This is a genomic window from Rickettsiales bacterium (assembly GCA_035765535.1).
Classification (GTDB): domain Bacteria; phylum Pseudomonadota; class Alphaproteobacteria; order Rickettsiales; family JABCZZ01; genus JABCZZ01.
On record DASTXE010000006.1, the window covers coordinates 1 to 25708 of the forward strand.

A 25708-nucleotide genomic window follows, 5' to 3' on the forward strand; every position below is an offset into this window, starting at 1 on the left:
TGGCTCCACCCTCCCCAGTAAACCGGAATACGCTGGGAGACTAACGTTACTCTACTAATACCCTCAAGAGCAGAAAGAAAAGGAGCGATATCGGACTTCGCATCAATATGTATGAAAAACCGGGCCCAAGGTGATTTCAGACGCAATACCAGCCGCCGCAGTAATTCGGGTTGATAATGAGCCAAGATTAAATAAGCTATCATGCCTACTTATATACGATTAATGGAAAAATGGTGCTGCTGAAAAGAATTGAACTTTCGACCCCGTCATTACCAATGACGTGCTCTACCACTGAGCTACAGCAGCACTGTCTTAAGAGACGCTATGGCTATAACAATACCCATCCGTAAAGGCAACTGGTAATTTTGCGCAAATTGCGATATAAGGGCTCCCTTGGTCATTCATACACATAAAGAATATGGCAAAAACGGCAGAAACCAAACCCTCCGCGACCCTCGCCAATTTTCGGCGCAAGGCGGTCGTGGGCGTGCTCAGGAAATGGCGTGAGATCAGCGGTTCGGCGCGGCTCGCGATCACGGGCGAAGTGCATCCGACGCTTCCCAAGGAAGATCTGGAGCATTTACGCCGCCAGATGAGCAGCTATCTGGACAATCGCGGCGGCGAAATCACCGCGCGTGCGCAGACTGTGGAACTGGGCAAGACCTATCTAAGCCTGACTGAGGCGGGCCGCCTGAGGTTTCTCAATATGCTGGCTGACGATTTCGATCTCGACCGCGCCCATCTCGATAAATGCATTGAAGCACTGAAAAATGCCAAGGATAAGAAAGACACCTCCAAACTGGAGAATGATCTGCGCGAGGCGCTCATTACCCCAAGAAGCAAAATATTAAAACATTTCAATTCTTTACCAGATGGATTTAAGTTCCTGGTGGATATGCGCGCGGACCTGCTGCAATTCAGCCGCAAAAGCCCGAATCTTAAGGGGCTGGAATATGATCTGAAACAGATCCTGTCCGCCTGGTTCGATATCGGCCTGCTGGATCTGGTGGAAATCAACTGGCAGTCTTCCGCCGCCGTGCTTGAAAAACTCATTGCCTATGAAGCAGTCCACAAGGTGCGCTCATGGGAGGATCTGAAAAACCGTCTCGATGCCGACCGCCGGGTCTATGGTTTCTTCCATAACAAGATGCCGCATGAGCCGCTGATCTTCGTGCATGTGGCGCTGACAAAAGGCCTGGCAGGCAGTGTACAGGAAATCCTGGATGAAAAATCCCCGTTGATGGATATTGACGGAGCGGACACAGCTATCTTCTATTCCATCTCCAACGCGCAGAAGGGCCTGACCGGAATCAGTTTCGGCAACTTCCTGATCAAGCGCGTGGTGGACAAACTCACGCGGGAAATGAAGCAGATTCGCCATTTCTCCACACTTTCACCCATCCCGAATTTCCGCACCTGGCTGGACCCGCTGCTGCATAAAGGCGATGAATCCATCTTCAACACAAAGGAAGTCAAGGAACTGCGCCTGTTGACGAAGAACACGAATGCAGCCAACGGCCTTGCTCATCTGCTGGAAAGCGACTGGAGGCAGGACGCTGCCACGGCTGAAAAACTCCACCCCATCCTGATAAGGCTGGCGGCGCATTATGTGCTCAATGAGAAGAATAAGCGTTATGCACTGGACCCTGTCGCACATTTCCACCTGACCAACGGCGCGCGCGTCAAACGCCTGAACTGGCTGGGCGATACTTCGCCTAAGGGAATGAAACAATCCGCCGGGATGATGGTCAATTACTACTATAATCTTGAAAAAATTGACGATAACCATGAAGACTACGTCACTGACGGCAATATCGACGCAAGCCGCACAGTAAAGGCGCTGCTATAGGCTCCCTATGACCGAAAAACCGAAAAAGACCAGCACTCTGATTGCCGAGAACCGAAAAGCCCGCTATGAATATTTTATTCTGGAAGAAGTGGAAGCCGGTATCGTGCTGACCGGAACCGAGGTCAAATCGCTGCGCACAGGCCGCGCCACGATTGCGGACGCGCACGCCGGGGAAAGAAACGGCGAGATGTGGATATTCAATCTCGACATCCCGGAATATAAGGCAGGCAACCGCTTCAACCACGAGCCCAAGCGCCCGCGCAAGTTACTGCTGCATCAAAAACAGATCAGCAAACTGCTCGGACAGGTCAAAGTCAAGGGGCTTACGCTCGTGCCGCTGAAAATGTACTTCAACGATCGGGGCATTGCTAAACTTCTGCTGGGGCTGGGCAAGGGTAAGAAAGAATACGAAAAACGCGAAACGATCAAGAAACGGGACTGGGAACGCGAACAGCGCGAATTACTCAAAAGTGGAAAACGCAGATAGCATCACCATAGACGGCCGCACGATCCCCATCGCCATTAAGCGCTCCGGCAGGGCAAGGCGTATCTCCCTGCGCATCTCCCCTGCCCGTGACGGTATCATTATCACCCTGCCCCGCCGCGCTTCCATCGCTGCAGGACTCAAGTTCTTTCACAGCAAAGCCGACTGGGTACTGGCCAATATCACCGCCCAAAGCAGAGTGATGTTGGCAGAAGGCAATATCATCCCCATTATGGGCAAGGATTACGCCATTAAATGCCTTCCCGGACGTGGAACCGCCAGGCTTGTGGAACAGGAAGACGGCATTAACATATTGGAAATCCACTGCGCCCCTGAATTTCTTGCCCGCCGCACAAAAGACTTTCTCAAGAAACTGATGCATTCCCACTGCCTTATCCGCTGCCAGGAACAGGCGAAAATATTGGGAAAAACGGTAACCCGGCTGACGCTCACACAAGCGCAATCACGCTGGGGAAGCTGCAACGGCAAAGGCGCAATCACTCTGAACTGGCTGCTCGTCTTCGCTCCGCCCAATGTGCTGGAATATCTTATCGCTCATGAGGTAGCGCATTTAGGAGAAATGAACCATAGCCCCAGATTCTGGAAACTGGTCGAACAATTAATGCCGGATATGAAAGCCGCTCGTAAATGGCTCAAGGAACACGGCCATATGCTGCACCGGTACGGATAATATTAAACCAGCGCGCGCTGCATAAGCTTGATTGTAATTGCTGCAGCATCAGAAGCAGCCGTACAGTGAGGTGCACGTGCAACAAGCGATTGCTGATGGCGTATAGCATCCTTCACCTTGCCGTCCTTGCGGATAACACCAAGGCATGGAGGCGAAATCTTCAGAAAATTAATACATGCTTTGTGTAATGAAGCATAGGTCTTCTCGCCTTCTTTCAAACTCGGCGACTGGTTCACGACAACATCAATGAAAGGAGATGTATCGCCTGCCGTGCATAATTTGATGAAAGCATAAGCATCCGTAAGCGAAGTCGGCTCGTCCGTTACCACGACGATGCAACGGGAAGCCAACGCCGCAAGCGCACGCACATGCTCCTCTACCCCAGCTCCAAGATCGATAAATACGAAATCATACTTTCCCGAAAGGCTCAGCATCTCGTTTTTGAGCATGGCCAGTTTCTCCTGCGGCAGAACCGAAAGATTCCCTGAGCCGGAGCGCCCCGCAATAATATCGAAATTGGGCGAATGCGGCGTTACTACATCCACGAGCTTAGCACCGTTGAAAAATACCTCGCTTAAATCACGTTGTGGCATAAGTCCGAGCTGCACATCCACATTGGCAAGACCGATATCGCCGTCAAACAGCAGCACCTTACGGCCCGTACGCGCAATAAGCTGGGAAAGCGTGATCGCAAGCCAGGTCTTGCCTACTCCGCCCTTGCCGGAGGCAATCGCAATAATATTATTGGCTGGCCCCGTCTTCATATCATATCCTTCTTCTGGTATCCCAGCAGCAATTCCGTCAGCGTAGCAGGGTCGAACGTCACGAATTCACCAATAATGCGCGAGGAGTTGCTCGCATGCGAGAAAGCCAGCCTGCCGCTATGCGCCGCTGTCAAAATGCTGCCGTAACGTCGCGCCGCATCGATACGCGTCACCAGCAGGCGGCGCACACCAAGCGGCGCGAACGCACGGGCCATATCGTCCGCTTCAGCGCTGTCGCTTCCTGCGGCTGCCACCAGCACCGGCTCGATGCTGCGGTCCAGTTTGATATATTCGGCCAGCTCACGCAGATCCGTCATATTGTAAGGGTTCACACCGCCCGTATCGATCAGCAACCGCCCGTGATGGGCAAATTCCTGTAGCAGGCGCCAGAGTTCGCCGCGATTATCGGCCACGTGCAGCTCAATGCCGAGAATCGTCGTGAAAGCTGAAAGCTGCTCCACCCCACCCGCACGCTTGTTATCCGTCGTGATGACAATGGGTTTTTTCTTCTCCATCACCACCTGGGAGGCCATCTTGGCGATCGTCATCGTCTTGCCAGTACCTGGGGGTCCCACCAGCATGATCGTGTATGTATCCTGTTCCAGCGGCAGCGGCGCATATTGAAAACTTGCGGCCATAAGGCGCGTAAGATCCGTATGCATATCACGCCCCTGCAGGCACAGATGCCGGGCGGTTTCGAGCATGCGGTTCACGACATAATCCGGCGCGGAATGAAAACGTAGTACCGTTTCGATTTGTTCCAGCACAGCCTGCGAAGTAAACGAAGCCGCGTGCAGAAAGGAGGTTACCGGGGGCGAAGATGCTTCATGCGCCGGCTGCTCGGTTGCAGCTGTTACCACAATGCCATTGCCGCCAAGCGCCTGCCCGCTGGAAATGATGATCGCTTCCTCGCCCAGCGTTTCGCGGATCATCTGCATGGCAACCTTCATATCCGGGGCGTTAAAGGTCCTAAGGCGCATAACCGCCCTCCTTAACATTTCCCACAGAAAATATAATGTGCAGCATCACCATTATATCTGTCCCAGAGTTTTGATTTTCGCCCTCGGATGGATCTCGTTCTGCGAGAGTACAACGGTTGCAGGGCGGAAACGTTCAATGATCGAGCGCACATAGGGGCGCACATTCGGACTGGTGAGCAGCACAGGGTTCTCACCCTGCATGGCGAATTGCTCATACTTCTTGCGGATAATGGAAATAAACTCATGAATCTTACTCGGCGCAAGATTCAGGGTGCGCTCTTCAAGCCCGCCTCCCATAAGCGATTCGGAGAATGTCTGCTCCCACACCGGAGAGAGAGAAACCACCGGGATATAACCGGCATCCGTCGTTGCAACATGGCTGATCTGGCGCGCCAGGCGCGTGCGCACATGTTCGGTGATCATGGTAATATTCTGCCCAGCGCGGGAGGCTTCTGAAACCGCCTCGACAATCGTGGGAAGATCGCGGATGGAGACATGCTCAGCCAGCAGGTTCTGTAACACACGTTGAATGCCGCTGATCGTAATCTGTGCCGGGATAACTTCGCTGATAAGCTTCTGCTGCGTCTTGGGCAATTCATCGATAAGTTTCTGCGTTTCCACATAGGACAGCATTTCAGGCATGTTGTCCTTGACGATCTCGGTCAGATGCGTCGTCAGCACCGTCGGCGGATCGACGACCGTATAATTGCGGAACTGCGCCTCTTCGCGATAACTATCCGGCACCCACATGGCAGGCAGGCCGAAAGTCGGCTCGGTCGTTTCCTCGCCCGGCAGTTCGATCTTGGTGCCCGTGGGGTTCATAACCAGCAGCATATCTGCTTTTAACTCACCGCGGCCGCTTTCCACCTCTTTCACCTTGATAACATAGGTGTTAGGCGGCAGCTGCATATTATCCTGGATGCGCACGGGAGGAATAATAAACCCAAGATCGCGCGCCATCTGCTTGCGCAACGCCTTAATCTGCTCGGTCAGCCTGTGCCCCTTCTGGTAATTGATCAGCGGCAATAGCCCGTACCCAAGCTCAAGCCTGAGAATATCGATATGCAGCGAATCCGTAATCTGTTCTTCCGCTTTAGCCGCTTCCGCAGTCCCTGGAGCACCCGCACCCGGCGCGCCACCTTTCACAGGCTGCCCGGCAATGGAAAGTTCATCCACGTCCTTGGCCTTTCCTTTGTTCATTAGCCCCCAGGCGATATAACCGGTGAGACCGGAAAGAAAAATAAATGGCAGACCGGAAAACCCAAGCAGAATCCCCATGAAGAAGAGCAATCCGCTCGTAATGCCGATAGCCGAGGGAGAACGGCTTAACTGGCCAAGTACTGCCTTCTCCGCCGAACCGGCAATACCCGCCTTCGTTACAAGAAGACCCGCTGCAGTCGAGATGATCAGCGCCGGAATCTGCGAGACCAGACCGTCACCCACGGTCAGCACGGTATAGGTCTGCAAGGCTTGCGCAAAGCTCAGGTTCTTCTGGACCGTTCCGATAATAATACCGCCAACGAAGTTAATGAACGTAATTAAGATGCCTGCGACCGCGTCACCGCGTACGAACTTGCTGGCACCGTCCATGGCACCGTAAAAGGAACTCTCATCTTCCAGCTCCTTACGCCGTGTCTTCGCCACTTTCTCATCGATCAAGCCGGCGGAAAGATCCGCATCGATCGCCATCTGCTTACCGGGCATTGCATCCAAGCTGAAACGTGCGGAGACTTCCGCGATACGGCCGGAACCTTTCGTGATGACCACGAAATTGATGATCGTCAGGATGATGAATATGATACCCCCAATAAGCACCTGCCCGCCTGTCACCAGCGTACCGAATACGCGAATAATCTGTCCCGCCGCATCCGATCCCAGATGCCCGTGCGACAGAATCAACCTGACCGAGGCAATATTGAGCGAAAGCCTGAGCATTGTCGCAATCAGCAGGATTGTGGGGAACGAACTGAGTTGCAAAGGCTTTTCCACAAACAGCACCGTCATCAGGATCAGCACCGCAATCGTGATCGAAATGCTGAGCAGCAGATCCAGCACCTGCTTCGGAATAGGCACCAGCAGAACCATAATGATGGCCATGATGCCGAGCGCGAAGAAAATATCCCCGCGTTTGGACACTGCATCGGCAAACCGTTGCAGTGTTGGTACATTCATGCCTAATTGTTGTTCTGCGGCCATAGTGACGTTGTTTCCGTTTTACGTGCCGGTTTTTTCTTCCTCGCCGTACATCTTCAGCTTATTGCGCAGCGTGCGGATGGAAATACCGAGAATATTGGCAGCGTGCGTGCGGTTGCCAAGACAGTAATTGAGCGTATCGATAATCAGCTCGCGCTCAACGCTTTCCACTGTACGCCCGACTAATTCGCTTTTATTGAGCGGCGTTGTCCCCGCCAGTTTGTCTTCCGGAGCCTGTACTGCAACCATTCCTGCGGAAGTTGGTACGTTCGGCAGAGTGACTGCATCGGCAGAAATTTCATTGCCGCTGGCAAGCAATACCGCCCTGTGAGTAATGTTTTCCAACTCACGTACATTGCCCGGCCAGCTGTAATGCATCATCTTCTCCAGCGCACCGGTAGAGAATTTGCGCACCGGCACACCGTTTGCCTTGGAATATTTATCCACGAAAAACTCCGCGATCGGCAGGATGTCTTCCTTACGCTCACGCAACGGGGGAATATGAATGCTGATCACGTTCAGGCGGAAATACAAATCCTCGCGGAACGTGCCTTTCTTTGCTTCCTGTTGCAGATCGCGGTTACTGGTAGCCAGAATGCGCAGATTGATTTTCACCGGCTTCGTACCGCCGATACGGTCGATCTCGCGCTCCTGAATGACGCGCAAAAGCTTGGCCTGCAGGCGCACATCCATTTCGCTGATTTCATCCAGCAGCAGCGAGCCGTTGTTCGCTTCCTCGAATTTGCCGATACGCCGCGCCACCGCTCCGGTGAATGCGCCTTTTTCATGACCGAATAATTCTGATTCCAACAGCGCTTCCGGGATCGCAGCACAATTAACGGAAATGAAATTATTGCCAGAACGTTTGCTCTTGCGGTGAATATATTGCGCAATCACTTCCTTGCCCGTGCCTGATTCGCCGGTAATCAGCACACTTGCATCCGATCCCGCCACCTGGTCCGCAAGCTCAAGCACGCGCCTCATCTGTGGTGAAGCATGGATAACCGTATGGGATTCTGCTGTGATCGCCTCGAGCACCGCCGCAATCAGATCTTCGTCCGGTGGCAGGGGAATATATTCCTTCGCCCCGGACCTAATGGCGGAAACCGCAATATCACTATCCGAATGCACGCCGCACGCTACCACCGGAATAATAATACGCTCGGATTCGAGCATCCCGATCAGTTTTTTAATGTCCGCCTTGGCATCGATCATGATCATGTCGGCGCCCTGACCGTTACGCAGCAGCGTCAGCGCGGAATCCACCGCCGGAGTCTGCGAGACCTTCGCTCCTCTACTCCGCGCGATTCTGCTGGCTGCACCGATCTGCCCCTCGAGTTCACCTATAATCAATAAACGCATACCAAACCTGCCTTATACTTTATCCGCCTTGATGATTTCCGTCATGGTGACGCCGATGCGGTCTTCAATGACCACAACTTCGCCACGCGCAATCAGGCGATTGTTCACATAGATATCGATAGGCTCCCCTACCTTTCGCTCGAGCTCAATCACCGCACCACGCCCGAGCTTCAAAAGCTGGCTGACCTGCATGGAAGTCTTCCCCAGCACCACTGAAATCTGCACGGGAATGTCATAGACCGCCTCAAGCGTGACATTGCTGTTATCTTCATCCCCGGACAGAATATTTTGTGTCTCATTTGCCATTATCAGTCCCTTTTGTTACAAACGTTTACTTAAAGGCATCCGCATGATGACCGTTTCCAGATCCTTCCACAGCTTTGCCGCATCCCGCTCTGCATGGCCGCCGCGCCACTCCACGCGGCAGTCGTTCTCACCGAGTGTTTCATCTTCTTCCACGGCAATCTCACCGGTGAACTCCGGCATCAGCGGACGCAGGCCGTCAATACGCTGGCGCAAGCCAGACGCCATGGAAGGCGCTACTACCACTACTATTTTATCCTTGCCGGCAATCAGGGACATGCATTCGCGCAGCAGCATTTCCACTCCTTCGTAAGGCGCGGCCTTAAGAGCATCACCGGCCACCTTTCGTGCCACCGCCATGACAAGGCTGTTCATCACTTCAAGCTTGTCGGCAAGGTAAATTGCGTTTTCCTCAGCCGCGAGCGTTACGCGATTGGCAATGACCTCCAGCAGGGACTTGATAGTTTCCTCACGCTGTATCTCGGACTTCGCTACAGCGCTTTCGCATTCTGCATACCCTTCCCTGCGTCCCTTTTCATATCCCTCCGTGCGCGCCTGCTCCAGCTCGGCTTCGCTGATCACATGCTGCGGTTGCGGATGCAGCGGCTGAACAGGTTCGGCCGGATGCCTGACGGAAACATCCTGTAAGAGCGGTGCTGGCGTCGGCACAGGAACAGCAGCAGCGTCCGGCAGTTTTTCCGGTGCTTTTTTCTCTTCTCCCCCGAAAGAGGAAAAGCTGAAACGCTGGACGCGATGCGATGTAGATGTCGTCATATTATCCATCTTAATACACTAACTGGTCCTCTCCCCCCGGTTCGGCGATATTGATTTCGCCCTTCGCCGCCAGGTCCTTGGCTGCCGTCACGATGATCATCTGCGCTTCGTCCACATCGCGGATGCGTACTGGCCCCTTGGATTCGATATCCTCACGCAGTATCTTGGCTGCACGTTCAGACATATTGTCGAAGAACAGCGTTTTGATCGCATCGGATGCGCCCTTGAGCGCAATGGCAAGCTTATCTTTGTCGATAACGCGCATGAGAGCCTGAATGCCTGCACCATCGATCTTCTTGAGATCTTCGAATGTGAACATCAGTGCACGGATACGATCCGAAGCTTCCTTATCGCGCTCCTCAAGCACCTTCATAAAGCGCGACTCAGTATTACGGTCGAAGTTATTGAAGACATCGGCCATCATCTCAAAGCTATCGCGCTGCTGCGTCTTGGCCAGGTTACTCATGAACTCGAGACGCAACGTCTTCTCAATATCTTCCAGCACTTCTTTCTTGACCGGCTCCATCGTAAGCATACGCATGATAACTTCCAGCGCTAGTTCCTGCGGCAGCACGCTCAGAACCTTTGCCGTATGATCCGCCCTGATTTTTGACAGTACCAGCGCGATTGTCTGCGGATATTCGTTTTTCAGATATCCCGCCAGCACATCTTCACCGACATTGCCAAGCTTGTCCCATGTCGTTTTACCGGCAGGACCGCGTATATCCTCCATGATGCTGTCAACACGCTCCTTACCCAGCGCCTTGATCAGCAAGCGTTCCGCCGTATCATACGTGCCGACGATTGCACCGGAAGCGCTCATCTGCTCAGTAAATTCAAGGTAAAGTCTTTCTACGGTTTCCGAGCTGATCTCACCCAGCGTTGCCATGGTATTGGAGATCTCCTTGATCTCGTCGTCATCCATCATGGAAAAGAGCTTTGCCGCGTTTTCCTCTCCAACCGACATCAACAAAATGGCGATCTTTTGCGGGCCGGTAAGCTTCCTAAAATCATCTTTCTGCGGTGCTGCCATTTATTTCCATCCATTACCCATATTGCGTCAGTGCAAAGCTTACGAGCGCTTTGAAGCCCACTGGCGTATTACGTTCAGCGCCTCTTCGGGGTGCTTCTCGACCAGTTCATTGAGCCTGTTGTAGCTGGAAGATTTCACACGGCCCGTCACGCGGCTGATATCGATAGACCCTTCTTCCGACTCATCGCCGATATCCATCGCCGCACCGGCCGTCACAATAGGAGCAGGCGCTCCGGCCCCGGTGCCTGCAAATAATGCTCCCGTCTGCGGAATAGCTGCAGCGCCGCCTGTCGCAGCTTCAGCAGCGGCATCGGCCATGGTCGTTTCGATGATGCGGTTGACAATCGGGCGGATCACGAGCAGCACCACGAGCACTGCCACCGCACCGAAGACCAGGGTCTGGACTACCCCATGGAGATCCTGCTTGAGGGATTCCACAAAGGACATGTTACCTTCTTCGCCATTTTCGGCAATGAAGCGCATATTGACCACATCCACTATGTCGCCGCGCTTGTCATCGAAACCGATAGCGGACTTCACTAGCGACTGTATCTCGTCGAGATTTTCTTTCGTGCGCGGCGTATAGACCTCTTTCCCGCTCTTGTCTTCCGCATATGTGCCGTCCACCATTACAGCTACAGAGAGCTTCTTTACCGTGCCGCCCTGCTTGATATGATTCTGCACAGTTTTAGAAATTTCATAATTTGTGGTTTCGTCCGTCTTGGCAATGATGCGGCTGGAACCATTGGAACTCTGATTCGATTGTCCATTGGGCAGGTTGGTGGAAGCGCTCGTATTCTGGCTACCTTCCTTGTCTGTCGTCTGCTCTTTGTCTTCCCCTGTCTGCACGGACCTTGCCACCTGGCCGTTAGGATCGTAGGTTTCGGAATTCGTCACCACCCGGTCGAAATCGATATCGGCATTGACGCTTACCTTTACCTTGCCCGCACCCAGCGATTTCTCCAGCAGCCCTTCCAGCGTATTACGCATGCGGTTCTGGTAAGCCACGCGGTATTCTTCGGTTGATGAAGCCAGTCCCAGCATATCCGTAGCTTCGCCACTCCCCCCTGAAAGCATATGCCCGAGTGTATCGAGAATGGTTACATTGGTCGGCTTAAGCCCCGGCACGGATGCCGCAACCAGATGTGTAATCGCATCCACTTCCGCCTTGCCAAGCTCTCTCATTCCGCGCAATTTAATAACCACGGAGGCAGTAGCTTCTTGCTTATCCTTACTGAAAAGCTGCTCTTTCGGAATCACAAGATGCACACGTGCCGATTCCACCTGTGTGAGTGACGCAATCGTACGCGAAAGCTCACCTTCGAGTGCCCTGAGCATGTTAATATTCATGACGAAGCTGGATGTGCCCATCGTATCGCTGCGGTCGAAGATCTCATATCCTACGATAGATCCAAGTGCAGGCAATCCCTGCTGGGCCAGCGAAAGACGCAGCTTCAGCACCTGCTCCGTCGGCACATATATCTGGGTTCCATTGCCGCGCAGATCATACTGAACGCCTGACTTATCAAGCTCCGCAACGATTTTACCGCTATCTTCCATGGAAAGGTCGGTATAAAGCGGTGCCAGTGACTGGGTGGAGAAATGAGCCGACATAAACACAGCCATGCTCAACACCGTGATAATCACCGCCGCGAGAATCGCCATCTGCATCTGGCTCAGGTCTTTGAACGACTGCAAAAAGGAATTCATAACGATCTTTACACCCTAAGAAGCCTTGACCACACGCTGTATTTGGCCAGTAGTATAGCGCAAAAATTCATGCGTCAAAACAAATATTTTGTGCAAACTAGGCAAAAATTGCCTAGTTTGCGAAACTGTACCGTATATGCCACAGTCAAAGCACACATGCCGCCTCCGATCAGGTGAGCTATTTTGCCGTTAATCGAAGAACTTCCACCTCACCGTTCCCCAAAAAACACACTGCCGTAAAAACTCTTTCTATCTTTACAAACTATTAATAATTCTTGTGTTAGAATCCGTTTCAACGATAAATACATTGTCTACTTGCCGAGTTAGCGGATTAAGCGACACACGGCAGGACCTTTAACTATAAAAATTGTTATAAATATGAGTAAAAAAGTCCTTATAGTCGAAGACAATGATTTAAATCTGAAATTGTTCAACGACCTATTGGAAGCCCACGGTTATGAAACGGTGGAAATTAAAGACGGTCTGGATGCGGTAGCCGTTGTTAAACGCCATAGGCCCGATCTGATACTGATGGATATCCAGCTACCGGAAATTTCGGGGTTGGATGTGACCAAAAAAATCAAGGCTGACAAGGAAATCGCCGATATTCCCATTATCGCCGTCACGGCTTTTGCCATGAAGGACGATGAGGAGAAAATTCTGCGCGCCGGATGCCAGGCGTATATTTCCAAACCCATCTCTATCGTCAGCTTCCTGGATACGATTCGGAAATTTCTTGGTGAAGGCTAGATTAGGGGATTAAAGTAATGACAGCAGAGATACTGGTTGTTGACGACGTTCCTGCAAACGTGAAGCTGCTTGAAGTAAAGCTCAGCAACGAGTACTACGATGTCATCACTGCGAAGGACGGTTTTGAGGCGATTGCGGTCGCCAAGAAAAAGAAACCGGACCTGATCCTGCTGGATGTGATGATGCCAGGAATGGACGGGTTTGAAACCTGCCGGAAACTCAAGGAAGATCACGAAGTATCGCATATTCCCGTCGTCATGGTGACGGCGCTGTCCGAAATAGCCGACCGCGTGCGCGGTCTGGAAGCGGGAGCAGACGACTTCCTGACCAAGCCGATCAACGACATTGCCTTGTTCGCCCGCGTAAAATCGCTCGTGCGTATCAAGGTACTGCTGGATGAATTGCGCCTGCGTGATAAAACCGGCCTTGAAATGGGCGTAGTGGACGAAGGCCAGAATACATTCACACAGAATGTCACCGGTTCCAAGATTCTCCTCATCGATGACGATGTCGTGCAGTTGCGCAACGTGACGGAGCGTATGTCGAAAGATTATACCATAGAAGGCATAGCCAACCCGGAACAGGCGCTGCCCAAAGCACTAGAAGGCAATTACGACCTGTTCATCGTCAGCACGCAGTTAAGTGATATGGACGGCCTGCGCCTTGCTTCGCAGCTTAAAAGCCAGGAAGCTACGCGCAACGTTCCCGTCCTGATGCTCGTGGATGAAGACGATACTCGCGCCATGCTCAAAGGCTTGGAACTCGGTGTGAATGATTACATCATTATGCCGGTCGACTATAATGAAATGGCCGCTCGCATCAAAACGCAGATACGCCGCAAGAAGTATCAGGACGCGCTGAAATCCAATTACCAGCAGACCATCTCGCTTGCCATTACCGACGCGCTGACGGGCCTCTATAACCGCCATTACCTGAATGCCCATTTGGACAACATGGTTAACCAGTCCATTCGCAACAGCAAGCCCCTATCGCTGATGATTATGGATATGGACCATTTCAAGGCGGTCAACGATACATACGGCCATGATATGGGCGACGTCGTGTTGAAACAGCTTGCGGAGATCATTATCAAGACTGTCCGCAGCGCCGATCTGGCCGCACGTTTCGGCGGCGAGGAATTTGTCGTGTTGATGCCGGAGACGGATAAGAAACAGGCTATGGAAGCTGCGGAACGTATCCGCAAAATCGTGGAGGCCGCAGAGTTTAAGCTGACCAACGGTGACGGCCATATCAAGAAAACCGTCAGTATCGGCGTTTCGTTTCTGGATGAACTGGGCGATTCCGGTCAGGCCCTGCTCAAACGCGCGGACGAAGCTTTATACAAAGCCAAGGAAACCGGCAGAAATCGCGTTATCACCAGCGAACTCTGAACGCTGCTTCGGCAGTTTTTACTAGACTGCAAAGTACAATCACCGTATAAAAAACCTCTTATTCCCACCACATGGCAATGGAGGCTCTCATGTACAAACTCTATTATTTCGCTGGCGCATGCTCAATGGCACCGCACGTCATTCTGAACGAACTGGGTCAGGAAGTCACTCTGGTAAACGGACGCGATGCACAAGGCAAAGCCACCGAAGAATTGCTCAAAGTAAGCCCGCGTGGCGTTATCCCCGTGCTGGAAGATAACGGTCATGTTATCCATGAAGGCGCTGCAATCATCCTGCATCTGCTGGAAAAACATAAAAACAACCTTATGCCCGCTTCCGGCCCGGCCAGAACGGATACGCTACAATGGCTGATGTTCTGCAATGCCACGCTGCATCCCGCCTATGCGCGCTTGTTCTTTGCATTGAAAGCCCTGGAAGGCGATGCCCAGGCGAAGGTTCTGGAAGCGACATACGCTTACATTAACAAGCTTTGGGCAGAAGTAGAGGAAAGACTCTCGCAATCACCGTTTCTCGCCGGTCAAGAACTGACAGTAGCCGATATCCTGCTGACGGTCATCGCCAACTGGTCCACACGCTTCGAAGGCAAGATCAAAATCGGTGAACACACTAAGCAGTTACTGCGCAAAGTAAGTGCTCGCCCCGCCTACCAGAAAGCACTCGCTACCGAGCAGGTGGAATATAAGGCAGCCGCATAAGCGTAGGCAGCAATGTCACCCTGCACGCAATCATGCCCCCGCCTGTATGTGGAGGATCCGCTTACAGGCGGTGCAAGTCTTGCTCTGGGCGAGAAGCAATCGCATTATCTCGTGAATGTGATGCGCCTGAAGGAAGGTGATGGCGTAACCCTATTCAATGGACAGGATGGCGAGTGGAGCACTATTGTTGAACATGCTTCAAAGAAACGAGTCGAGCTGCTGTTGCGCGAGCAATTGCGCCCGCAATCCCCTTCCCCCGATCTCTGGCTCATCGCCGCACCGCTGAAAACCGGCAAAAGCGAGAAAGTGCTGGAGCAGGCAACAGAGCTGGGTATCTCAGGCTTTATCCCGGTGACGACACGTTATACCGTCGTACATCGCATGAACCATGAGCGCTTGAGTGCCATTGCAATTGAGGCTTCCGAACAATGCGAGCGATTGGATGTGCCGCAAGTCAGGGAGCTAACACCGCTCACAAATCTACTTGGAGGCTGGGACCCCGCCAGAAAGCTTATCTACGGCGATGAATCCGGCGCAGGCAAGCAGGCAAAAGAGCTTTTTCCTGCACTGGGCAGCGGCAAATACGCCGTACTGATCGGCCCGGAAGGCGGCTTCAGCGCGGAAGAACTCGCATTGCTTGCGAGCCTTGATTATGCGTATGCCCTCTGTATGGGCCCCCGTATCATGCGCGCCGATACGGCAGCAATCGCCGCTGTCACGCTTGCTCAGTCCTGGCTCGGCGACTGGAAGGCAAAACCTGCTTTTCGTTCGCAAGGGTAGAAAAGTATAGAAACGGCACTATATAATTACCTTAACTCACCAACAGCGTATTTCTCATGTCATACATCATTGATACTCTCGATAATCTGCTGAAGAATCGCCATTCCGAAATCGAGGACTGGCTGCATGAGAAACGCACATCCCGCCCCCCCTTTATCTATAGCTCGGTCGATTTACGCCATTCAGGCGCCAAGCTTGCACCGGTAGATACAAACCTGTTCCCGGCTGGATTCAATAACCTCTCTCCCGCAGCCTGTAATCGTGCCGTCACCATGTTTCGTGACCGGTTCGACGCAATGCCGGTAAGACCACAGCGCATACTCATCGTCCCTGAAAACCACACGCGCAACCTCGCCTATCTTGAGAACCTTGCCATTCTGGCCGATCTCGTAGCAAAAGCCGGAACCGAAGTCCGCATTGGCAATGTCAGTATTGAAGAAACGCTGACGCTCACTTCCATGAACGGTAAAACCGTTGTGGAATCTCCTGTCACGCGTAAGGATAACAGACTCAGCACTACCGATGGATTCACGCCAGACCTGATCCTGCTCAATAACGACTGCACAGCAGGCGCTCCTGAAATCCTGCACGGATTACATCAGCCGATCGACCCGGATTACAGCATGGGCTGGTATGCGCGCCGCAAGAGCGAACATTTCCGCGCTTATGAAGAGCTGGTGCAGGAATTCAGCAGGAAGTTCAACATTGACCCATGGCTGATTTCCGCACCGTTTCATCGCTGCGGCGTCGTCAATTTCCAGGAGCGTAAAGGCATTGAATGCGTGGCGCTGGGGGTCGAAAAGATCCTGCACGTCACACGCCGCAAATACGAGGAATACGGCATTACCGAAAAACCTTACGTATTCATCAAAGCCGACAGCGGCACCTATGGCATGGGTATCATGACCGTGGAAAGCAGCGACCAGCTGCTGGAGCTGAATAAAAAAACCCGCAACAAGATGAATATCATCAAGGAAGGCACACAGAACACCGAGGTCATCATCCAGGAGGGTATCCCCACAATCGACCGTGTAGAGGGTTCGCCCGCCGAGGCCATGATATATCTGGTGGACGGCGTGCCGGTCGGCGGCGCCTATCGGGTTAACACCGAGCGTGACGATCATTCCAACCTGAACGCCAGCGGCATGAAGTTCGTCGGCATGTGCGACGAAAGCGAATGCGGCGAAAAGGAAAAGGTGAAGATTCCCAACTGCAATTTCTGTGTATTCGGACTGGTATCGGCACTCGCTGCACTGGCCGCACCGCACGAAACCTATAACAGCCTCGATATTGGATTCGTCATCTAACAACCGGCAGGATAATATGACGACACAGACAATAATATGCGGACATCGCGGTGGCGGAGGCGATCCGCAAAATGTTGGGCTGTTGGTCGGCCAAAATAATACGCTCGATCATTACCAGAAGCGCGATCTCTGGGGAAACCGCCGTAAAACCTTCGAGCTTATGCTTAAGCAGAGTATACGATGCTTTGAATTCGACTTGCTGCCAAGTAAAGAAGGCGAAGCCATCGTCGTCCATGATTCTTATATCAATGGCAGGCATGTTGCAGAACAAAGCACATCTGAACTGGCAGAAGCAGGCTATATTACATTTATAGAATTGCTGGGCCTGATGGACAGCTTCCGGGGCAATTTATTGCTGCTGACCGAACTCAAAGGCTCGCACTCCTCCGAAAATGCAACGGACGCCGGAGCAGACGGCATTCATCCCGAATCCGTAGCACTTACACGCAGAACAGTGGAAATTATTACCCAACGCGTTAATAGCGGGCATTGGAACTATACCCAGATTCCCGTTATCGGCTTCAATCACAAAATGCTGAGACTCGCGCAGGAATGTAATCCGCAAATTGAAGTCGGCCTTTCCTTTGCGGGAGAGAATTTCCATATCGATATCCCTGCGGGGCTCGATGACAACTCCCTAAAAGGAGCTTATAATAAACAGATACTGCAGCAGGTGGATGATTTCATCCAAAGCGGCGGCAGGCCTTATGCCATCACGCCCGACAGCCGTTTCGTCGATGAGGCTCTGGTAAAAGCCATCCATGCAAAAGGATTGAAGGTGCAAAGCTGGTCAGCCTTCCGCATCGCAGAAAAACCGGAAATTATCGCCATTTCTGACATCTGGATCACCGATTGCCCGCTCGCAGCGCAAAAAACTCTGCGACAGATAGCGGACAAACGCAGCAGCTAGAGCGTTACTCGCCCTCGAACTCGATCAGGATCTGGTCTGCCTGTACGCTTTCCTTGGCTTCAACATGCACTTTCTTGATTTTCACATCGTGATCGGCATAGATGACGTTTTCCATCTTCATCGCTTCGATGACGACGAGCTCTCCGCCGCTCTTCACGACATCGCCTTCTTTCACGCGCACATGCTGCACAAGCCCTGCGATCGGCGCAATCAGTCGGTCCTTGCGTGCACCGCTGCTCACGCGCGGCATATAGTCCGCGAGTTCTGCTACGCGTGGCGTACGCACCATCACGCGCACTTCCGAACCGGCATGGGTCAGCAAATACCCTTCGTCACGGTAACGCAACAGCACACTTACAGGCTTGCCGTTGATTGTTCCCTGGAACAGGCGGCGCCCCAGCTTCCATGAGCTGCGCACAACGATAAGACCTTTATCGTAGCTGATGTCATAGCCGTAATCCTTGGCGCGCACATAAATCGGATAGCTTGCGCCGTCGACGCTGACAACCCAGCGTGAACCGATAGCGCGTTCGCGTCCGGGCAACTGGCCGCTAATACGGCTTGCGCGTTCCGCGTCACGCAGGAAGATGAACAAACCTACGCCCAGAAACACTTTAGAGGTTTCGGAATTGAGTTCCGCACCGGTAAAACCGCCCGGATATTCCTGATCGATGAAGTTCGTGGAGATATCGCCTTTTTCAAAGCGCTCATGGCCGAGAATCGCTTCAAGGAAAATAATGTTGTGGTTGATGCCACGTATGTCGAACGCCGAAAGCGCTGCTTTCATAGCTTCAATCGTCTTCTGGCGCGTATCGGAATGGGTGCAGACCTTGGCGATCATCGGATCGTAGAACATGCTGACTTCGCCGCCTTCATACACGCCCGTGTCGATCTGGACGTGATGGTCGGTCATCGGCTCCTGATAACGCGTGATACGGCCGATGGAAGGCAGGAAGCCGCGGCGCGGATCTTCCGCATAAATACGCGATTCCATCGCCCAGCCATCGAGCTTCACATCATCCTGCGTCATGGTAAGTTTCTCACCGGCAGCGATGCGAATCATCTGCTCAACGAGATCGATCTTCGTCACCAGTTCCGTCACACGGTGTTCCACCTGCAGACGCGTATTCATCTCAAGGAAATAGAAACTTCCCGTCTGGTCGACGATGAATTCCACCGTGCCGACGGAGTTATAATTGACTTCCTTCGCCAACGCCACAGCCTGCTCGCCCATTTCCGCGCGCATCTTCGGCGTCAGGAACGGACTCGGCGCTTCTTCAATCACTTTCTGGTGGCGACGCTGGATAGAACATTCGCGCTCGCCCAGATGGATCGTGTTGCCAAACTTATCCGCCATGATCTGAATTTCGATATGGCGCGGATTATCAAAAAATTTCTCGATGAAAACACGGCTGTCAGAGAAACTGGAAGCTGCTTCGCTCGCAGCATACTTAATACCGTCCAGCAATTCTTTCTCATTGCGTGCAACGCGCATGCCTTTGCCGCCGCCGCCCGCAGCGGCTTTAATCATCACAGGATAACCGATCTCAGCCGCGATCTTCTTGGCTTCCTTGGCAGAACTGACCACGTCCAGTGTGCCCGGAACGGTGTTCACACCCGCTTTTACGGCAATTTTCTTGGACTCAATTTTATCACCCATCATCTTGATGGCTTCTGCGCTCGGACCGATCAGCACCGCACCGGCTTTCTTGACCGCGCGCGCAAAATCCGCCTTTTCAGAAAGGAAACCATAGCCAGGATGGACCGCTTCCGCACCGCTATGCTCGATAGCGCTGATAATATTGTCGATTCTCAGATAGCTCTGCGCGGACGGCGACGGACCGATATAGACCGCTTCATCCGCCTGTTTCACATGCAGCGCGTTCGTGTCCGCTTCGGAATAGACTGCCACCGTCTTGATCCCCATGCGTTTAGCGGTGGTCATGATGCGAACGGCGATCTCGCCGCGATTGGCTATAAGAATCTTTTCAAACATAGGTCAGGAACTACACTCATTAAAATTGCATCAATTCATAATGGAATTTCATTAGGATTACAACGTTCTGAATTGTAAAAATCTCCATTATTCTTCCAATTGGCCTTACGAACAGGGGCGGCAAGATATAGCGAACAAACTCAATGGTAAAGGATTTTTGTAAACAGCTGTATAATAAAGCATTTTTTATAAAGAAAAGAGAGCATGCAAAACAAGGTGACATCCGCCCTTCTCATTTCTAGAATACACCCATTCCCAATACTCTCTACCGATAGGTTCTCATATGAAGAAAATACTCGCGCTCGCCTTGCTGACACTCCCTCTCCAGGCCCACGCTGAAGCGATCGGTCCTCAGGGACTGGCAAAAGTAAAACAATGCATTATGCAGAATAACACGGCTCTTTGCCACGCCGTACTCACGCAGAATTCCTATGCACTGTTCGACAAGTTTGCGAATTATCAGCTCCTGCCGTGCCTGCCGACCGATTTTGAATATGTAGATGAAAAATCCGCAGGCGCTGGAGAGACTATCGTCAAAGCGTCTCTGCCGAAAGATTCCGGACATGATTATTACTTCAAAATGGTGTTCGTAAATGGCAATGGTGGCGCAAAGGTGGACTTGCCGCAAACGCTGCAGATGGGCCTGGGGCCGGACTGGAAGAAAAAAATGGATATGAGCGAACAGCTTTTCCTGATGCTGAGCCAGAATACGCAGAATAAGCAACTGACCTGTCAGGTGCTGCAGAACATGGCCGAACCGCACAAGGGTAATTTATAATCTAATCCGAGCTTATTCTCCGGCGTAATGCTTCATGTGTTTATGGCGCACCAGCGTAACCGCCTTAACCTGCGTGATAGCGATGGAGAGCGACACCAGACATCCGGCCACGATTTCCCCTGCCCTCGCCACGGCGTAGTAGATTTCATCATGATACGTCACTGCATCGCGGCTTGCCGCCATTACAATGATTACCGTCACCGGCGTTAAACGCCAGTTGGCCGGATACCCTTCGATGCAGGTAATGACGAATACGATCAGGGACGCGGCAAAAAAACTGACCAGCGGATTATAGCCGAAGATCAGCAGCGTGATAAGACCGACCGCACAACCGACAATCGTGTTGATCACACGCATGCGCGCAAGCGTGATAGCCGTACTGAGATCGGGGTCGCTGACAAGAATAACCGTGATGATGGACCAGATAGGGTCCTGCATCCCCAGCCACGAAAGACTGTACCAGCAGATGATGGATCCCAGCAGAATATTGACGGAATACAGCACCGACTTACTGGTCAAAGCAAAAGATAAACGCGACATAGGATGACTTTGAAAGAACGTTTACGGTTATGGAATATATACTGCGCTTATTTGTTCCACAACTCTTTTAGTCTCGCATCACGCCCGCATCCCGTCCGGTACTGCTTATACCGTGTCCGGTTCTTGATATAAAAATCCTGGTGATAGTCTTCAGCCGGATAAAATTCCGAAGCCGGTCCGATAATCGTCGCAACGGGCTGCTTGAACATGGCCTTGACCTTTTCCTTTGAATGCTCGGCTAGTGATTGCTGTTCGCTGTCATGGTAAAAAATACCTGCGCGATATTGGCTGCCCTTATCGCAGAACTGGCCGTATTCGTCAAGCGGGTCAACATTCTCCCAGAATACATCCAGCAATTTTTGGTAACTGACTTTCTGCGGGTCATACGTCACTTCGATCGCCTCAAAATGCCCCGTATCTCCTTCTGAAACCTGCTCATAAGTCGGATTCTTCGTATGGCCGCCCGTATAACCCGCCACCACTTTGCTTACGCCCGGTATCTGCTGGAACTCTCCCTGCATGCACCAGAAGCAACCGCCTGCGAATGTTGCCTGTTTTACAGTCTCAGCCATAACACCTCCGCATAATAAGGAAAGAAACGCCGTCAGTACCAGAAAACGCCGCATGATGCTACCCTTTCTCCGGCGTGAATGTCAGTGCGACACCGTTGTTGCAATAACGCAGTCCCGTAGGTTTCGGCCCGTCCTCAAATACGTGGCCCTGATGCCCACCGCATTTCGCGCAGTGATATTCAACTCGCTCCATGCCAAGGGTACGATCTACTTTGGTTTCTACACGTCCCTCAATCGGCTGGTAGAAGCTCGGCCAGCCGGTACCGCTGTCGAACTTAGTCTTAGAGGTAAAAAGTTCCAGCCCACAGCCAGCGCAAGCGAACACACCAGCACGTTTCTCTTCATTCAACGGGCTGGAGAAGGGCCGTTCTGTTCCTTCTTCACGCAATACGCAATATTGTTCTTTCGTCAGCATATGCTTCCACTCCTCTTCTGTTTTATAGATTTTTACAACTGCCTGTCCGGCTGCAAACGCGGCAGGAATGCGCGCCATCGCATAGCATGCGCAGGCACCGCCGAACGCCAGCCTGATAAAATGCCTTCTGTTCATATGCTCGCCTTTCTTTCATACAGCTTTCCAGCCAGGTAATCGAGCGATAACTTACCCGGACCGTAGAAGAAAATCATGCCTAACAGTATAGACCAGTAATAATGTTCCGTCAGGTTCTCATAGGTAAAGTTGATGATAATCGTCATCACAAGCAGCGGTAGCGCGGCCAGCCTTGCCATAAGCCCCAGCGTCAGCAATACCGGGCAACTTAGTTCAAACGTCGTTGCCAGCACCGCCGCTGCCACCGGAGGCAGTAACGGAACGTGATATTCATTGGTAAACAGATAGATCGTATTGCTGAAATCGCTAATCTTCACCAGTCCCGCTGCAAAAAACACATGTGCAATCCATAACCGTACTACCAACATCATTGCTGGACTTAAACAACTGACATAGTGTAAAAACACCATGTATGCGTTTATGGCTGGTTTGAGAGTTTTTTCCATAATCTTACCTTTTTGTTGCTTTCCATCAGACAATTCGCATCCTGAAACGAAAAAGTTACACGCTATTTAGCGTATGGACGGTTATGGCGGCATCTGACGCGGAACTGGCAAAGCTCATGCTTCTCGCCCTGGAGGGCGACCGGCAGGCCTATAATGCCGTCCTGCAGGAAACGAGCCGCTTCTTACGCCCCTATCTCAGCCGCAGAATCAATACGTCAGCGGATACGGAAGAAGTGTTGCAGGAAATCCTGCTCTCCATTCACAAGTCCCGCCATACGTTTGACGGCAAACGCCCTTACAGGCCCTGGGCGTTCGCCATCGCCCGCTTCCGCCTGCAGGATTATTTAAGAAAAATCTATGCCGATCACCTGCGCCATGCGGGCGATCTGGAAGAAGCGGAACAAATTTCAGCAGGGGATGTAACCAATTCCCCGCTTACTTACGAATTAATAAAAGATGAAATAGCGGGACTTCCGGGCAAACAGCCCGCCATCCTGCATTTACTCCATAGTGAAGGGCATACTTCGAAGGAAGTGGCGCAGAAAATGAACATGACGGAATCGGCGGTTAAAGTGGCCGCGCATCGCGCTTACAAAGCGCTGAGAAAGAAGCTGGCGGGATAAAATGCAGACCGGAGACCTGATAGAAGAACTTTCCAGAACCATGGATAAGGTTAATCCAGCCCCATCCCCCTGGTATCTTTTTGCCAAATGGCTGCTATTGTCTGCAATCTATATCACTGCGGTTTTATTGCTTTTTCTGCACCCAAGACCGGATCTTCCGCTTAAACTGCATGCAATTTTATTCGATATGGAACTGCTGGCACTTGCTGCGGTGATAATATCTTCCCTGCTGAGCGCTGCACTGCTGGCATTTCCGGATATCTATCAGCAAAAGAAGCTGACTTTTCTACCCATTGCCGCATTCGCGGTTTTCTGCATCGTACTGCTGGCCGAATGGCATGGCGACACACCGCCCTCCCCGCTGCCACGGCACGCCATGGCCTGCCTGCGCTGCATAACATTGCTTTCCCTGCTGCCCGAAGCCTTTATCCTCTATAACATCCGTAAACTCGCCAGCACGCATTATTACCTTGCAGGATGCCTCTCCTTCCTGGCCGCCTTCGCCATAGGAGCGTTGGCGCTCAGGCTGGCCGAACCGACCGATTCCATCATTCACCTGCTGCAATGGCATTACCTGCCGATGGCCGCAGTGGCTGGAATCGGCCTGCTTGCAGGAAAACTCTGCTTGAAATGGTAGCCGCTTGTTCCTATAATAAGCCTTGTTATCTCCCGGCCTCTATCCAGGACATTTCTGAAATGACAGATTCGCTGTCATAAAGCGTTACGAATGAAAACATATGAGCCGTTTGCGCGTCTATACCGTCCATATCGACCCTTCGCTTCCACATCCATACGAAGAAGCCTCGTTTATTGAAGAAGGTTTCAACTGGAAAGCCTTCATCTTCGCCTCGATCTGGGCGCTCTACCACAGGATGTGGCTTCTGGGAGGAATCATCATTGGAGTCGACTGCCTCATTGGCCTGCTGTCCATGGACGGCCTGAGTTCAACCGGGGTAATCTGCATGCAACTGGCCTGGCGCCTTGTGATCGGCTATGCCGGTAATGACTGGATACGCAAGAAACTCAAACGCAAAGGCTATGTAATGGCCGATATCGTCACAGGAGATTCCCAGCTGCGCGCCGAACAGCGTTTCTTCGACCGATACTTTGCTTCCGACAAGATGGCTTTTGTGTCTTAAAACAACTAACCGAATAATAAGGGATGGTGGGCGATACAGAACTCGAATCTGTGACCTCTACCATGTCAAGGTAGCGCTCTAACCAACTGAGCTAATCGCCCTTAAGGGAAGCGGCATAATAGCCATATATTTGCAGAGTGCAACAGGTTATTGTGGCTTACTGCTTGTAATAATGCTTGGTTTCCTTGATTCCTTTAGGAAACAGCTTGCGTATCCCCATGCGCAACATCTGGTCCGCCTGCAGCACAATATTGCGCAGCTTCTGTTCCGGCCTGCCGCGGAACGACGTTACGTGGAAATAATCTTCGGAATGGGCCGGATAAGCCGAAAAATAGTAATTGGAAACGCAACAGCGATTATCGTCCACAGTGATGGGAGAAACGGAGTGCCAGGAAGTTTTATCTGTCACCATCACAGCCAGACGGTTAAAACGGCTTTCGACCGTCAATGGCGCGCCTTGCGGCCCCTCAGGCCAGAGCTCGAGATTGCCACCGTTTTCCATCTTCCAATCCGGTGAAACATAATACAGAAGATTAAGCACCCTGTATTTTTCGCGGTTTTTATCATGTGAATTATCGATATGCGGATTAAGGAAATGCCCCTTCCCCATCATGGAAATCCCACCGGCATAGAGCAGTGTATCTGCTTCTAATGCCTTAAGCCCCGTAATCTGCGCGACCAGTTCCACCACGCGCGGATCCTGGAACGCATAAAGCGCTTCCTCCAGCAAGGGATTATACTGGTTCATCTGCGCTGCAATATGTTTAAGCTCGCGCAGGCTTTTCTTAAGCCGCATTTCGCCTGCAGGCGGATAGGCTATGCGAATGGCATGAGCAATATGCTCCGGCAGCAGGTCATCAATAAAGAAATGGCGAACCCGCCCTGAATTATTCCATTTCTGCCGGAGTTCCTCTACCATTGGGGTTAGCTTTTCAACAATATAGGAAGCAATTTCAGAACGTTGCATAGATTGATCCATCGGCTGCATTAATTTATAGCAGGAAACACCATAGCGCCCCATTTTGCAACAGACAATTTGCGGCCTGCCTAGACAATTTTCGTTCCCG

At 52.0% G+C, this 25708-nt stretch carries 28 protein-coding genes and 2 tRNA genes; 13 read left to right on the forward strand and 17 right to left on the reverse strand.

All coding sequences use genetic code 11. The features are described from left to right. The coding region (locus tag VFT64_08605) for a hypothetical protein (GenBank protein HEU5047887.1) at window positions 1–203 on the reverse strand (203 nt) is incomplete at its 3' end. Window positions 204–231: 28 nt separating this feature from the next. Next, a tRNA-Thr gene (locus VFT64_08610) sits at window positions 232–306 on the reverse strand. Window positions 307–418: 112 nt separating this feature from the next. Here VFT64_08610 and VFT64_08615 point away from each other — a divergent pair. Genes VFT64_08615 through VFT64_08625 form a run of 3 tightly spaced genes read left to right on the forward strand, consistent with a single transcriptional unit; the run spans window position 419 to window position 3024 of the window. After that, a complete protein-coding gene (locus tag VFT64_08615) occupies window positions 419–1849 on the forward strand; it encodes a malonyl-CoA decarboxylase (GenBank protein ID HEU5047888.1) in 1431 nt (476 codons plus the stop codon). 7 nt (window positions 1850–1856) lie between these two features. Continuing rightward, window positions 1857–2336, forward strand: coding sequence for an SsrA-binding protein SmpB (gene smpB / locus VFT64_08620; GenBank protein HEU5047889.1), 480 nt, complete (start codon window positions 1857–1859; stop codon window positions 2334–2336). Further along, window positions 2320–3024: a SprT family zinc-dependent metalloprotease gene (locus VFT64_08625; GenBank protein HEU5047890.1), complete on the forward strand. Its 705-nt coding sequence runs from the start codon at window positions 2320–2322 to the stop codon at window positions 3022–3024. Before smpB ends, VFT64_08625 begins: the two co-directional genes overlap by 17 nt. A gap of 2 nt (window positions 3025–3026) precedes the next feature. Here the strand turns inward: VFT64_08625 and VFT64_08630 are convergent, their stop codons facing one another. The 8 genes from VFT64_08630 to fliF are packed head-to-tail and all read right to left on the reverse strand — an operon-like array spanning window position 3027 to window position 12143. Then, window positions 3027–3788 (reverse strand): AAA family ATPase, encoded by a 762-nt coding sequence (locus VFT64_08630; protein ID HEU5047891.1) that lies wholly within the window; start codon window positions 3786–3788, stop codon window positions 3027–3029. Then, window positions 3785–4768 carry an AAA family ATPase gene (locus VFT64_08635; GenBank protein HEU5047892.1) on the reverse strand — a complete coding sequence of 328 codons (984 nt, stop codon included), beginning with the start codon at window positions 4766–4768 and terminating at the stop codon, window positions 3785–3787. Before VFT64_08635 ends, VFT64_08630 begins: the two co-directional genes overlap by 4 nt. Window positions 4769–4819: 51 nt before the next feature. Continuing rightward, window positions 4820–6940, reverse strand: coding sequence for a flagellar biosynthesis protein FlhA (gene flhA, locus VFT64_08640; GenBank protein HEU5047893.1), 2121 nt, complete (start codon window positions 6938–6940; stop codon window positions 4820–4822). Window positions 6941–6982: 42 nt separating this feature from the next. After that, window positions 6983–8323 (reverse strand): sigma-54 dependent transcriptional regulator, encoded by a 1341-nt coding sequence (locus tag VFT64_08645; protein ID HEU5047894.1) that lies wholly within the window; start codon window positions 8321–8323, stop codon window positions 6983–6985. Window positions 8324–8335: 12 nt separating this feature from the next. Next, window positions 8336–8629, reverse strand: a complete 294-nt coding sequence (gene fliN, locus VFT64_08650) for a flagellar motor switch protein FliN (protein ID HEU5047895.1) — start codon at window positions 8627–8629, stop codon at window positions 8336–8338. A 15-nt stretch (window positions 8630–8644) separates the two neighbouring features. Further along, window positions 8645–9400, reverse strand: coding sequence for a FliH/SctL family protein (locus tag VFT64_08655; protein ID HEU5047896.1), 756 nt, complete (start codon window positions 9398–9400; stop codon window positions 8645–8647). A gap of 10 nt (window positions 9401–9410) precedes the next feature. Further along, a complete protein-coding gene (gene fliG / locus VFT64_08660) occupies window positions 9411–10433 on the reverse strand; it encodes a flagellar motor switch protein FliG (GenBank protein HEU5047897.1) in 1023 nt (340 codons plus the stop codon). 39 nt (window positions 10434–10472) lie between these two features. Then, window positions 10473–12143, reverse strand: coding sequence for a flagellar basal-body MS-ring/collar protein FliF (gene fliF, locus VFT64_08665; protein ID HEU5047898.1), 1671 nt, complete (start codon window positions 12141–12143; stop codon window positions 10473–10475). A gap of 378 nt (window positions 12144–12521) precedes the next feature. Here fliF and VFT64_08670 point away from each other — a divergent pair, with 378 nt between their 5' ends. From VFT64_08670 to VFT64_08695, 6 genes are all read left to right on the forward strand, one after another. Then, window positions 12522–12893, forward strand: coding sequence for a response regulator (locus VFT64_08670; protein HEU5047899.1), 372 nt, complete (start codon window positions 12522–12524; stop codon window positions 12891–12893). A gap of 17 nt (window positions 12894–12910) precedes the next feature. Then, the gene (locus VFT64_08675; protein ID HEU5047900.1) at window positions 12911–14284 is read left to right on the forward strand and encodes a PleD family two-component system response regulator; all 1374 of its coding nucleotides are present in this window, start codon (window positions 12911–12913) and stop codon (window positions 14282–14284) included. Window positions 14285–14373: 89 nt separating this feature from the next. Beyond that, window positions 14374–15000 carry a glutathione S-transferase family protein gene (locus VFT64_08680; protein HEU5047901.1) on the forward strand — a complete coding sequence of 209 codons (627 nt, stop codon included), beginning with the start codon at window positions 14374–14376 and terminating at the stop codon, window positions 14998–15000. Between the two features lie 12 nt (window positions 15001–15012). Continuing rightward, entirely contained in the window at window positions 15013–15780 is a 768-nt protein-coding gene (locus VFT64_08685) for a 16S rRNA (uracil(1498)-N(3))-methyltransferase (GenBank protein HEU5047902.1), read from the forward strand. 56 nt (window positions 15781–15836) lie between these two features. After that, window positions 15837–17087: a glutamate--cysteine ligase gene (gene gshA, locus VFT64_08690; protein ID HEU5047903.1), complete on the forward strand. Its 1251-nt coding sequence runs from the start codon at window positions 15837–15839 to the stop codon at window positions 17085–17087. Between the two features lie 16 nt (window positions 17088–17103). Continuing rightward, complete coding sequence (locus VFT64_08695) at window positions 17104–17997, forward strand: glycerophosphodiester phosphodiesterase (GenBank protein ID HEU5047904.1); 894 nt, start codon at window positions 17104–17106, stop codon at window positions 17995–17997. A gap of 4 nt (window positions 17998–18001) precedes the next feature. Here the strand turns inward: VFT64_08695 and VFT64_08700 are convergent, their stop codons facing one another. Beyond that, window positions 18002–19993 (reverse strand): acetyl/propionyl/methylcrotonyl-CoA carboxylase subunit alpha, encoded by a 1992-nt coding sequence (locus VFT64_08700; GenBank protein ID HEU5047905.1) that lies wholly within the window; start codon window positions 19991–19993, stop codon window positions 18002–18004. Window positions 19994–20276: 283 nt separating this feature from the next. Here VFT64_08700 and VFT64_08705 point away from each other — a divergent pair, with 283 nt between their 5' ends. Then, window positions 20277–20771, forward strand: a complete 495-nt coding sequence (locus VFT64_08705) for a hypothetical protein (GenBank protein ID HEU5047906.1) — start codon at window positions 20277–20279, stop codon at window positions 20769–20771. Window positions 20772–20783: 12 nt separating this feature from the next. Here the strand turns inward: VFT64_08705 and VFT64_08710 are convergent, their stop codons facing one another. From VFT64_08710 to VFT64_08725, 4 genes are read right to left on the reverse strand one after another with little or no spacing between them, the layout of a single operon-like run. Beyond that, window positions 20784–21311 carry an FUSC family protein gene (locus tag VFT64_08710; GenBank protein HEU5047907.1) on the reverse strand — a complete coding sequence of 176 codons (528 nt, stop codon included), beginning with the start codon at window positions 21309–21311 and terminating at the stop codon, window positions 20784–20786. A gap of 47 nt (window positions 21312–21358) precedes the next feature. Then, window positions 21359–21883 carry a peptide-methionine (S)-S-oxide reductase MsrA gene (msrA, locus tag VFT64_08715; protein ID HEU5047908.1) on the reverse strand — a complete coding sequence of 175 codons (525 nt, stop codon included), beginning with the start codon at window positions 21881–21883 and terminating at the stop codon, window positions 21359–21361. A gap of 58 nt (window positions 21884–21941) precedes the next feature. Then, a complete protein-coding gene (gene msrB / locus VFT64_08720) occupies window positions 21942–22433 on the reverse strand; it encodes a peptide-methionine (R)-S-oxide reductase MsrB (protein ID HEU5047909.1) in 492 nt (163 codons plus the stop codon). Next, window positions 22430–22879, reverse strand: coding sequence for a DoxX family protein (locus VFT64_08725; GenBank protein HEU5047910.1), 450 nt, complete (start codon window positions 22877–22879; stop codon window positions 22430–22432). Before VFT64_08725 ends, msrB begins: the two co-directional genes overlap by 4 nt. A gap of 83 nt (window positions 22880–22962) precedes the next feature. On the opposite strand from VFT64_08725, the gene VFT64_08730 reads away from it, so the two are divergent. The 3 genes from VFT64_08730 to VFT64_08740 all read left to right on the forward strand — a co-directional run bounded on the left by VFT64_08730 (window position 22963) and on the right by VFT64_08740 (window position 24641). Next, on the forward strand, window positions 22963–23502 hold the full coding sequence (locus VFT64_08730; protein HEU5047911.1) for a sigma-70 family RNA polymerase sigma factor: 540 nt from the start codon (window positions 22963–22965) through the stop codon (window positions 23500–23502). A 1-nt stretch (window position 23503) separates the two neighbouring features. Continuing rightward, window positions 23504–24139 (forward strand): DUF1109 domain-containing protein, encoded by a 636-nt coding sequence (locus VFT64_08735; GenBank protein ID HEU5047912.1) that lies wholly within the window; start codon window positions 23504–23506, stop codon window positions 24137–24139. Window positions 24140–24239: 100 nt separating this feature from the next. Further along, window positions 24240–24641 carry a DUF2628 domain-containing protein gene (locus tag VFT64_08740; GenBank protein HEU5047913.1) on the forward strand — a complete coding sequence of 134 codons (402 nt, stop codon included), beginning with the start codon at window positions 24240–24242 and terminating at the stop codon, window positions 24639–24641. Window positions 24642–24665: 24 nt separating this feature from the next. On the opposite strand, the gene VFT64_08745 is transcribed toward VFT64_08740, so the two are convergent. Further along, window positions 24666–24742, reverse strand: a tRNA-Val gene (locus VFT64_08745). Window positions 24743–24798: 56 nt separating this feature from the next. Further along, on the reverse strand, window positions 24799–25608 hold the full coding sequence (locus VFT64_08750) for a 2OG-Fe(II) oxygenase (protein ID HEU5047914.1): 810 nt from the start codon (window positions 25606–25608) through the stop codon (window positions 24799–24801). Window positions 25609–25708 lie beyond the last annotated feature (100 nt).

Bases quoted from the DNA above. Each gene is read 5' to 3' on its own strand.
- VFT64_08615 (HEU5047888.1), top strand. From the start codon at position 419: ATGGCAAAAACGGCAGAAACCAAACCCTCCGCGACCCTCGCCAATTTT.
- VFT64_08710 (HEU5047907.1), bottom strand. From the start codon at position 21,311: ATGTCGCGTTTATCTTTTGCTTTGACCAGTAAGTCGGTGCTGTATTCC.
- VFT64_08675 (HEU5047900.1), top strand. From the start codon at position 12,911: ATGACAGCAGAGATACTGGTTGTTGACGACGTTCCTGCAAACGTGAAG.
- fliF (HEU5047898.1), bottom strand. From the start codon at position 12,143: ATGAATTCCTTTTTGCAGTCGTTCAAAGACCTGAGCCAGATGCAGATG.
- VFT64_08735 (HEU5047912.1), top strand. From the start codon at position 23,504: ATGCAGACCGGAGACCTGATAGAAGAACTTTCCAGAACCATGGATAAG.
- VFT64_08645 (HEU5047894.1), bottom strand. From the start codon at position 8,323: ATGCGTTTATTGATTATAGGTGAACTCGAGGGGCAGATCGGTGCAGCC.
- smpB (HEU5047889.1), top strand. From the start codon at position 1,857: ATGACCGAAAAACCGAAAAAGACCAGCACTCTGATTGCCGAGAACCGA.
- VFT64_08740 (HEU5047913.1), top strand. From the start codon at position 24,240: ATGAGCCGTTTGCGCGTCTATACCGTCCATATCGACCCTTCGCTTCCA.
- msrA (HEU5047908.1), bottom strand. From the start codon at position 21,883: ATGGCTGAGACTGTAAAACAGGCAACATTCGCAGGCGGTTGCTTCTGG.
- fliN (HEU5047895.1), bottom strand. From the start codon at position 8,629: ATGGCAAATGAGACACAAAATATTCTGTCCGGGGATGAAGATAACAGC.
- fliG (HEU5047897.1), bottom strand. From the start codon at position 10,433: ATGGCAGCACCGCAGAAAGATGATTTTAGGAAGCTTACCGGCCCGCAA.
- VFT64_08730 (HEU5047911.1), top strand. From the start codon at position 22,963: ATGGCGGCATCTGACGCGGAACTGGCAAAGCTCATGCTTCTCGCCCTG.
- msrB (HEU5047909.1), bottom strand. From the start codon at position 22,433: ATGAACAGAAGGCATTTTATCAGGCTGGCGTTCGGCGGTGCCTGCGCA.
- flhA (HEU5047893.1), bottom strand. From the start codon at position 6,940: ATGAATGTACCAACACTGCAACGGTTTGCCGATGCAGTGTCCAAACGC.
- VFT64_08700 (HEU5047905.1), bottom strand. From the start codon at position 19,993: ATGTTTGAAAAGATTCTTATAGCCAATCGCGGCGAGATCGCCGTTCGC.
- VFT64_08630 (HEU5047891.1), bottom strand. From the start codon at position 3,788: ATGAAGACGGGGCCAGCCAATAATATTATTGCGATTGCCTCCGGCAAG.
- VFT64_08635 (HEU5047892.1), bottom strand. From the start codon at position 4,768: ATGCGCCTTAGGACCTTTAACGCCCCGGATATGAAGGTTGCCATGCAG.
- VFT64_08655 (HEU5047896.1), bottom strand. From the start codon at position 9,400: ATGACGACATCTACATCGCATCGCGTCCAGCGTTTCAGCTTTTCCTCT.
- VFT64_08750 (HEU5047914.1), bottom strand. From the start codon at position 25,608: ATGCAACGTTCTGAAATTGCTTCCTATATTGTTGAAAAGCTAACCCCA.
- VFT64_08725 (HEU5047910.1), bottom strand. From the start codon at position 22,879: ATGGAAAAAACTCTCAAACCAGCCATAAACGCATACATGGTGTTTTTA.
- VFT64_08670 (HEU5047899.1), top strand. From the start codon at position 12,522: ATGAGTAAAAAAGTCCTTATAGTCGAAGACAATGATTTAAATCTGAAA.
- VFT64_08705 (HEU5047906.1), top strand. From the start codon at position 20,277: ATGAAGAAAATACTCGCGCTCGCCTTGCTGACACTCCCTCTCCAGGCC.
- VFT64_08680 (HEU5047901.1), top strand. From the start codon at position 14,374: ATGTACAAACTCTATTATTTCGCTGGCGCATGCTCAATGGCACCGCAC.
- VFT64_08685 (HEU5047902.1), top strand. From the start codon at position 15,013: ATGTCACCCTGCACGCAATCATGCCCCCGCCTGTATGTGGAGGATCCG.
- VFT64_08695 (HEU5047904.1), top strand. From the start codon at position 17,104: ATGACGACACAGACAATAATATGCGGACATCGCGGTGGCGGAGGCGAT.
- gshA (HEU5047903.1), top strand. From the start codon at position 15,837: ATGTCATACATCATTGATACTCTCGATAATCTGCTGAAGAATCGCCAT.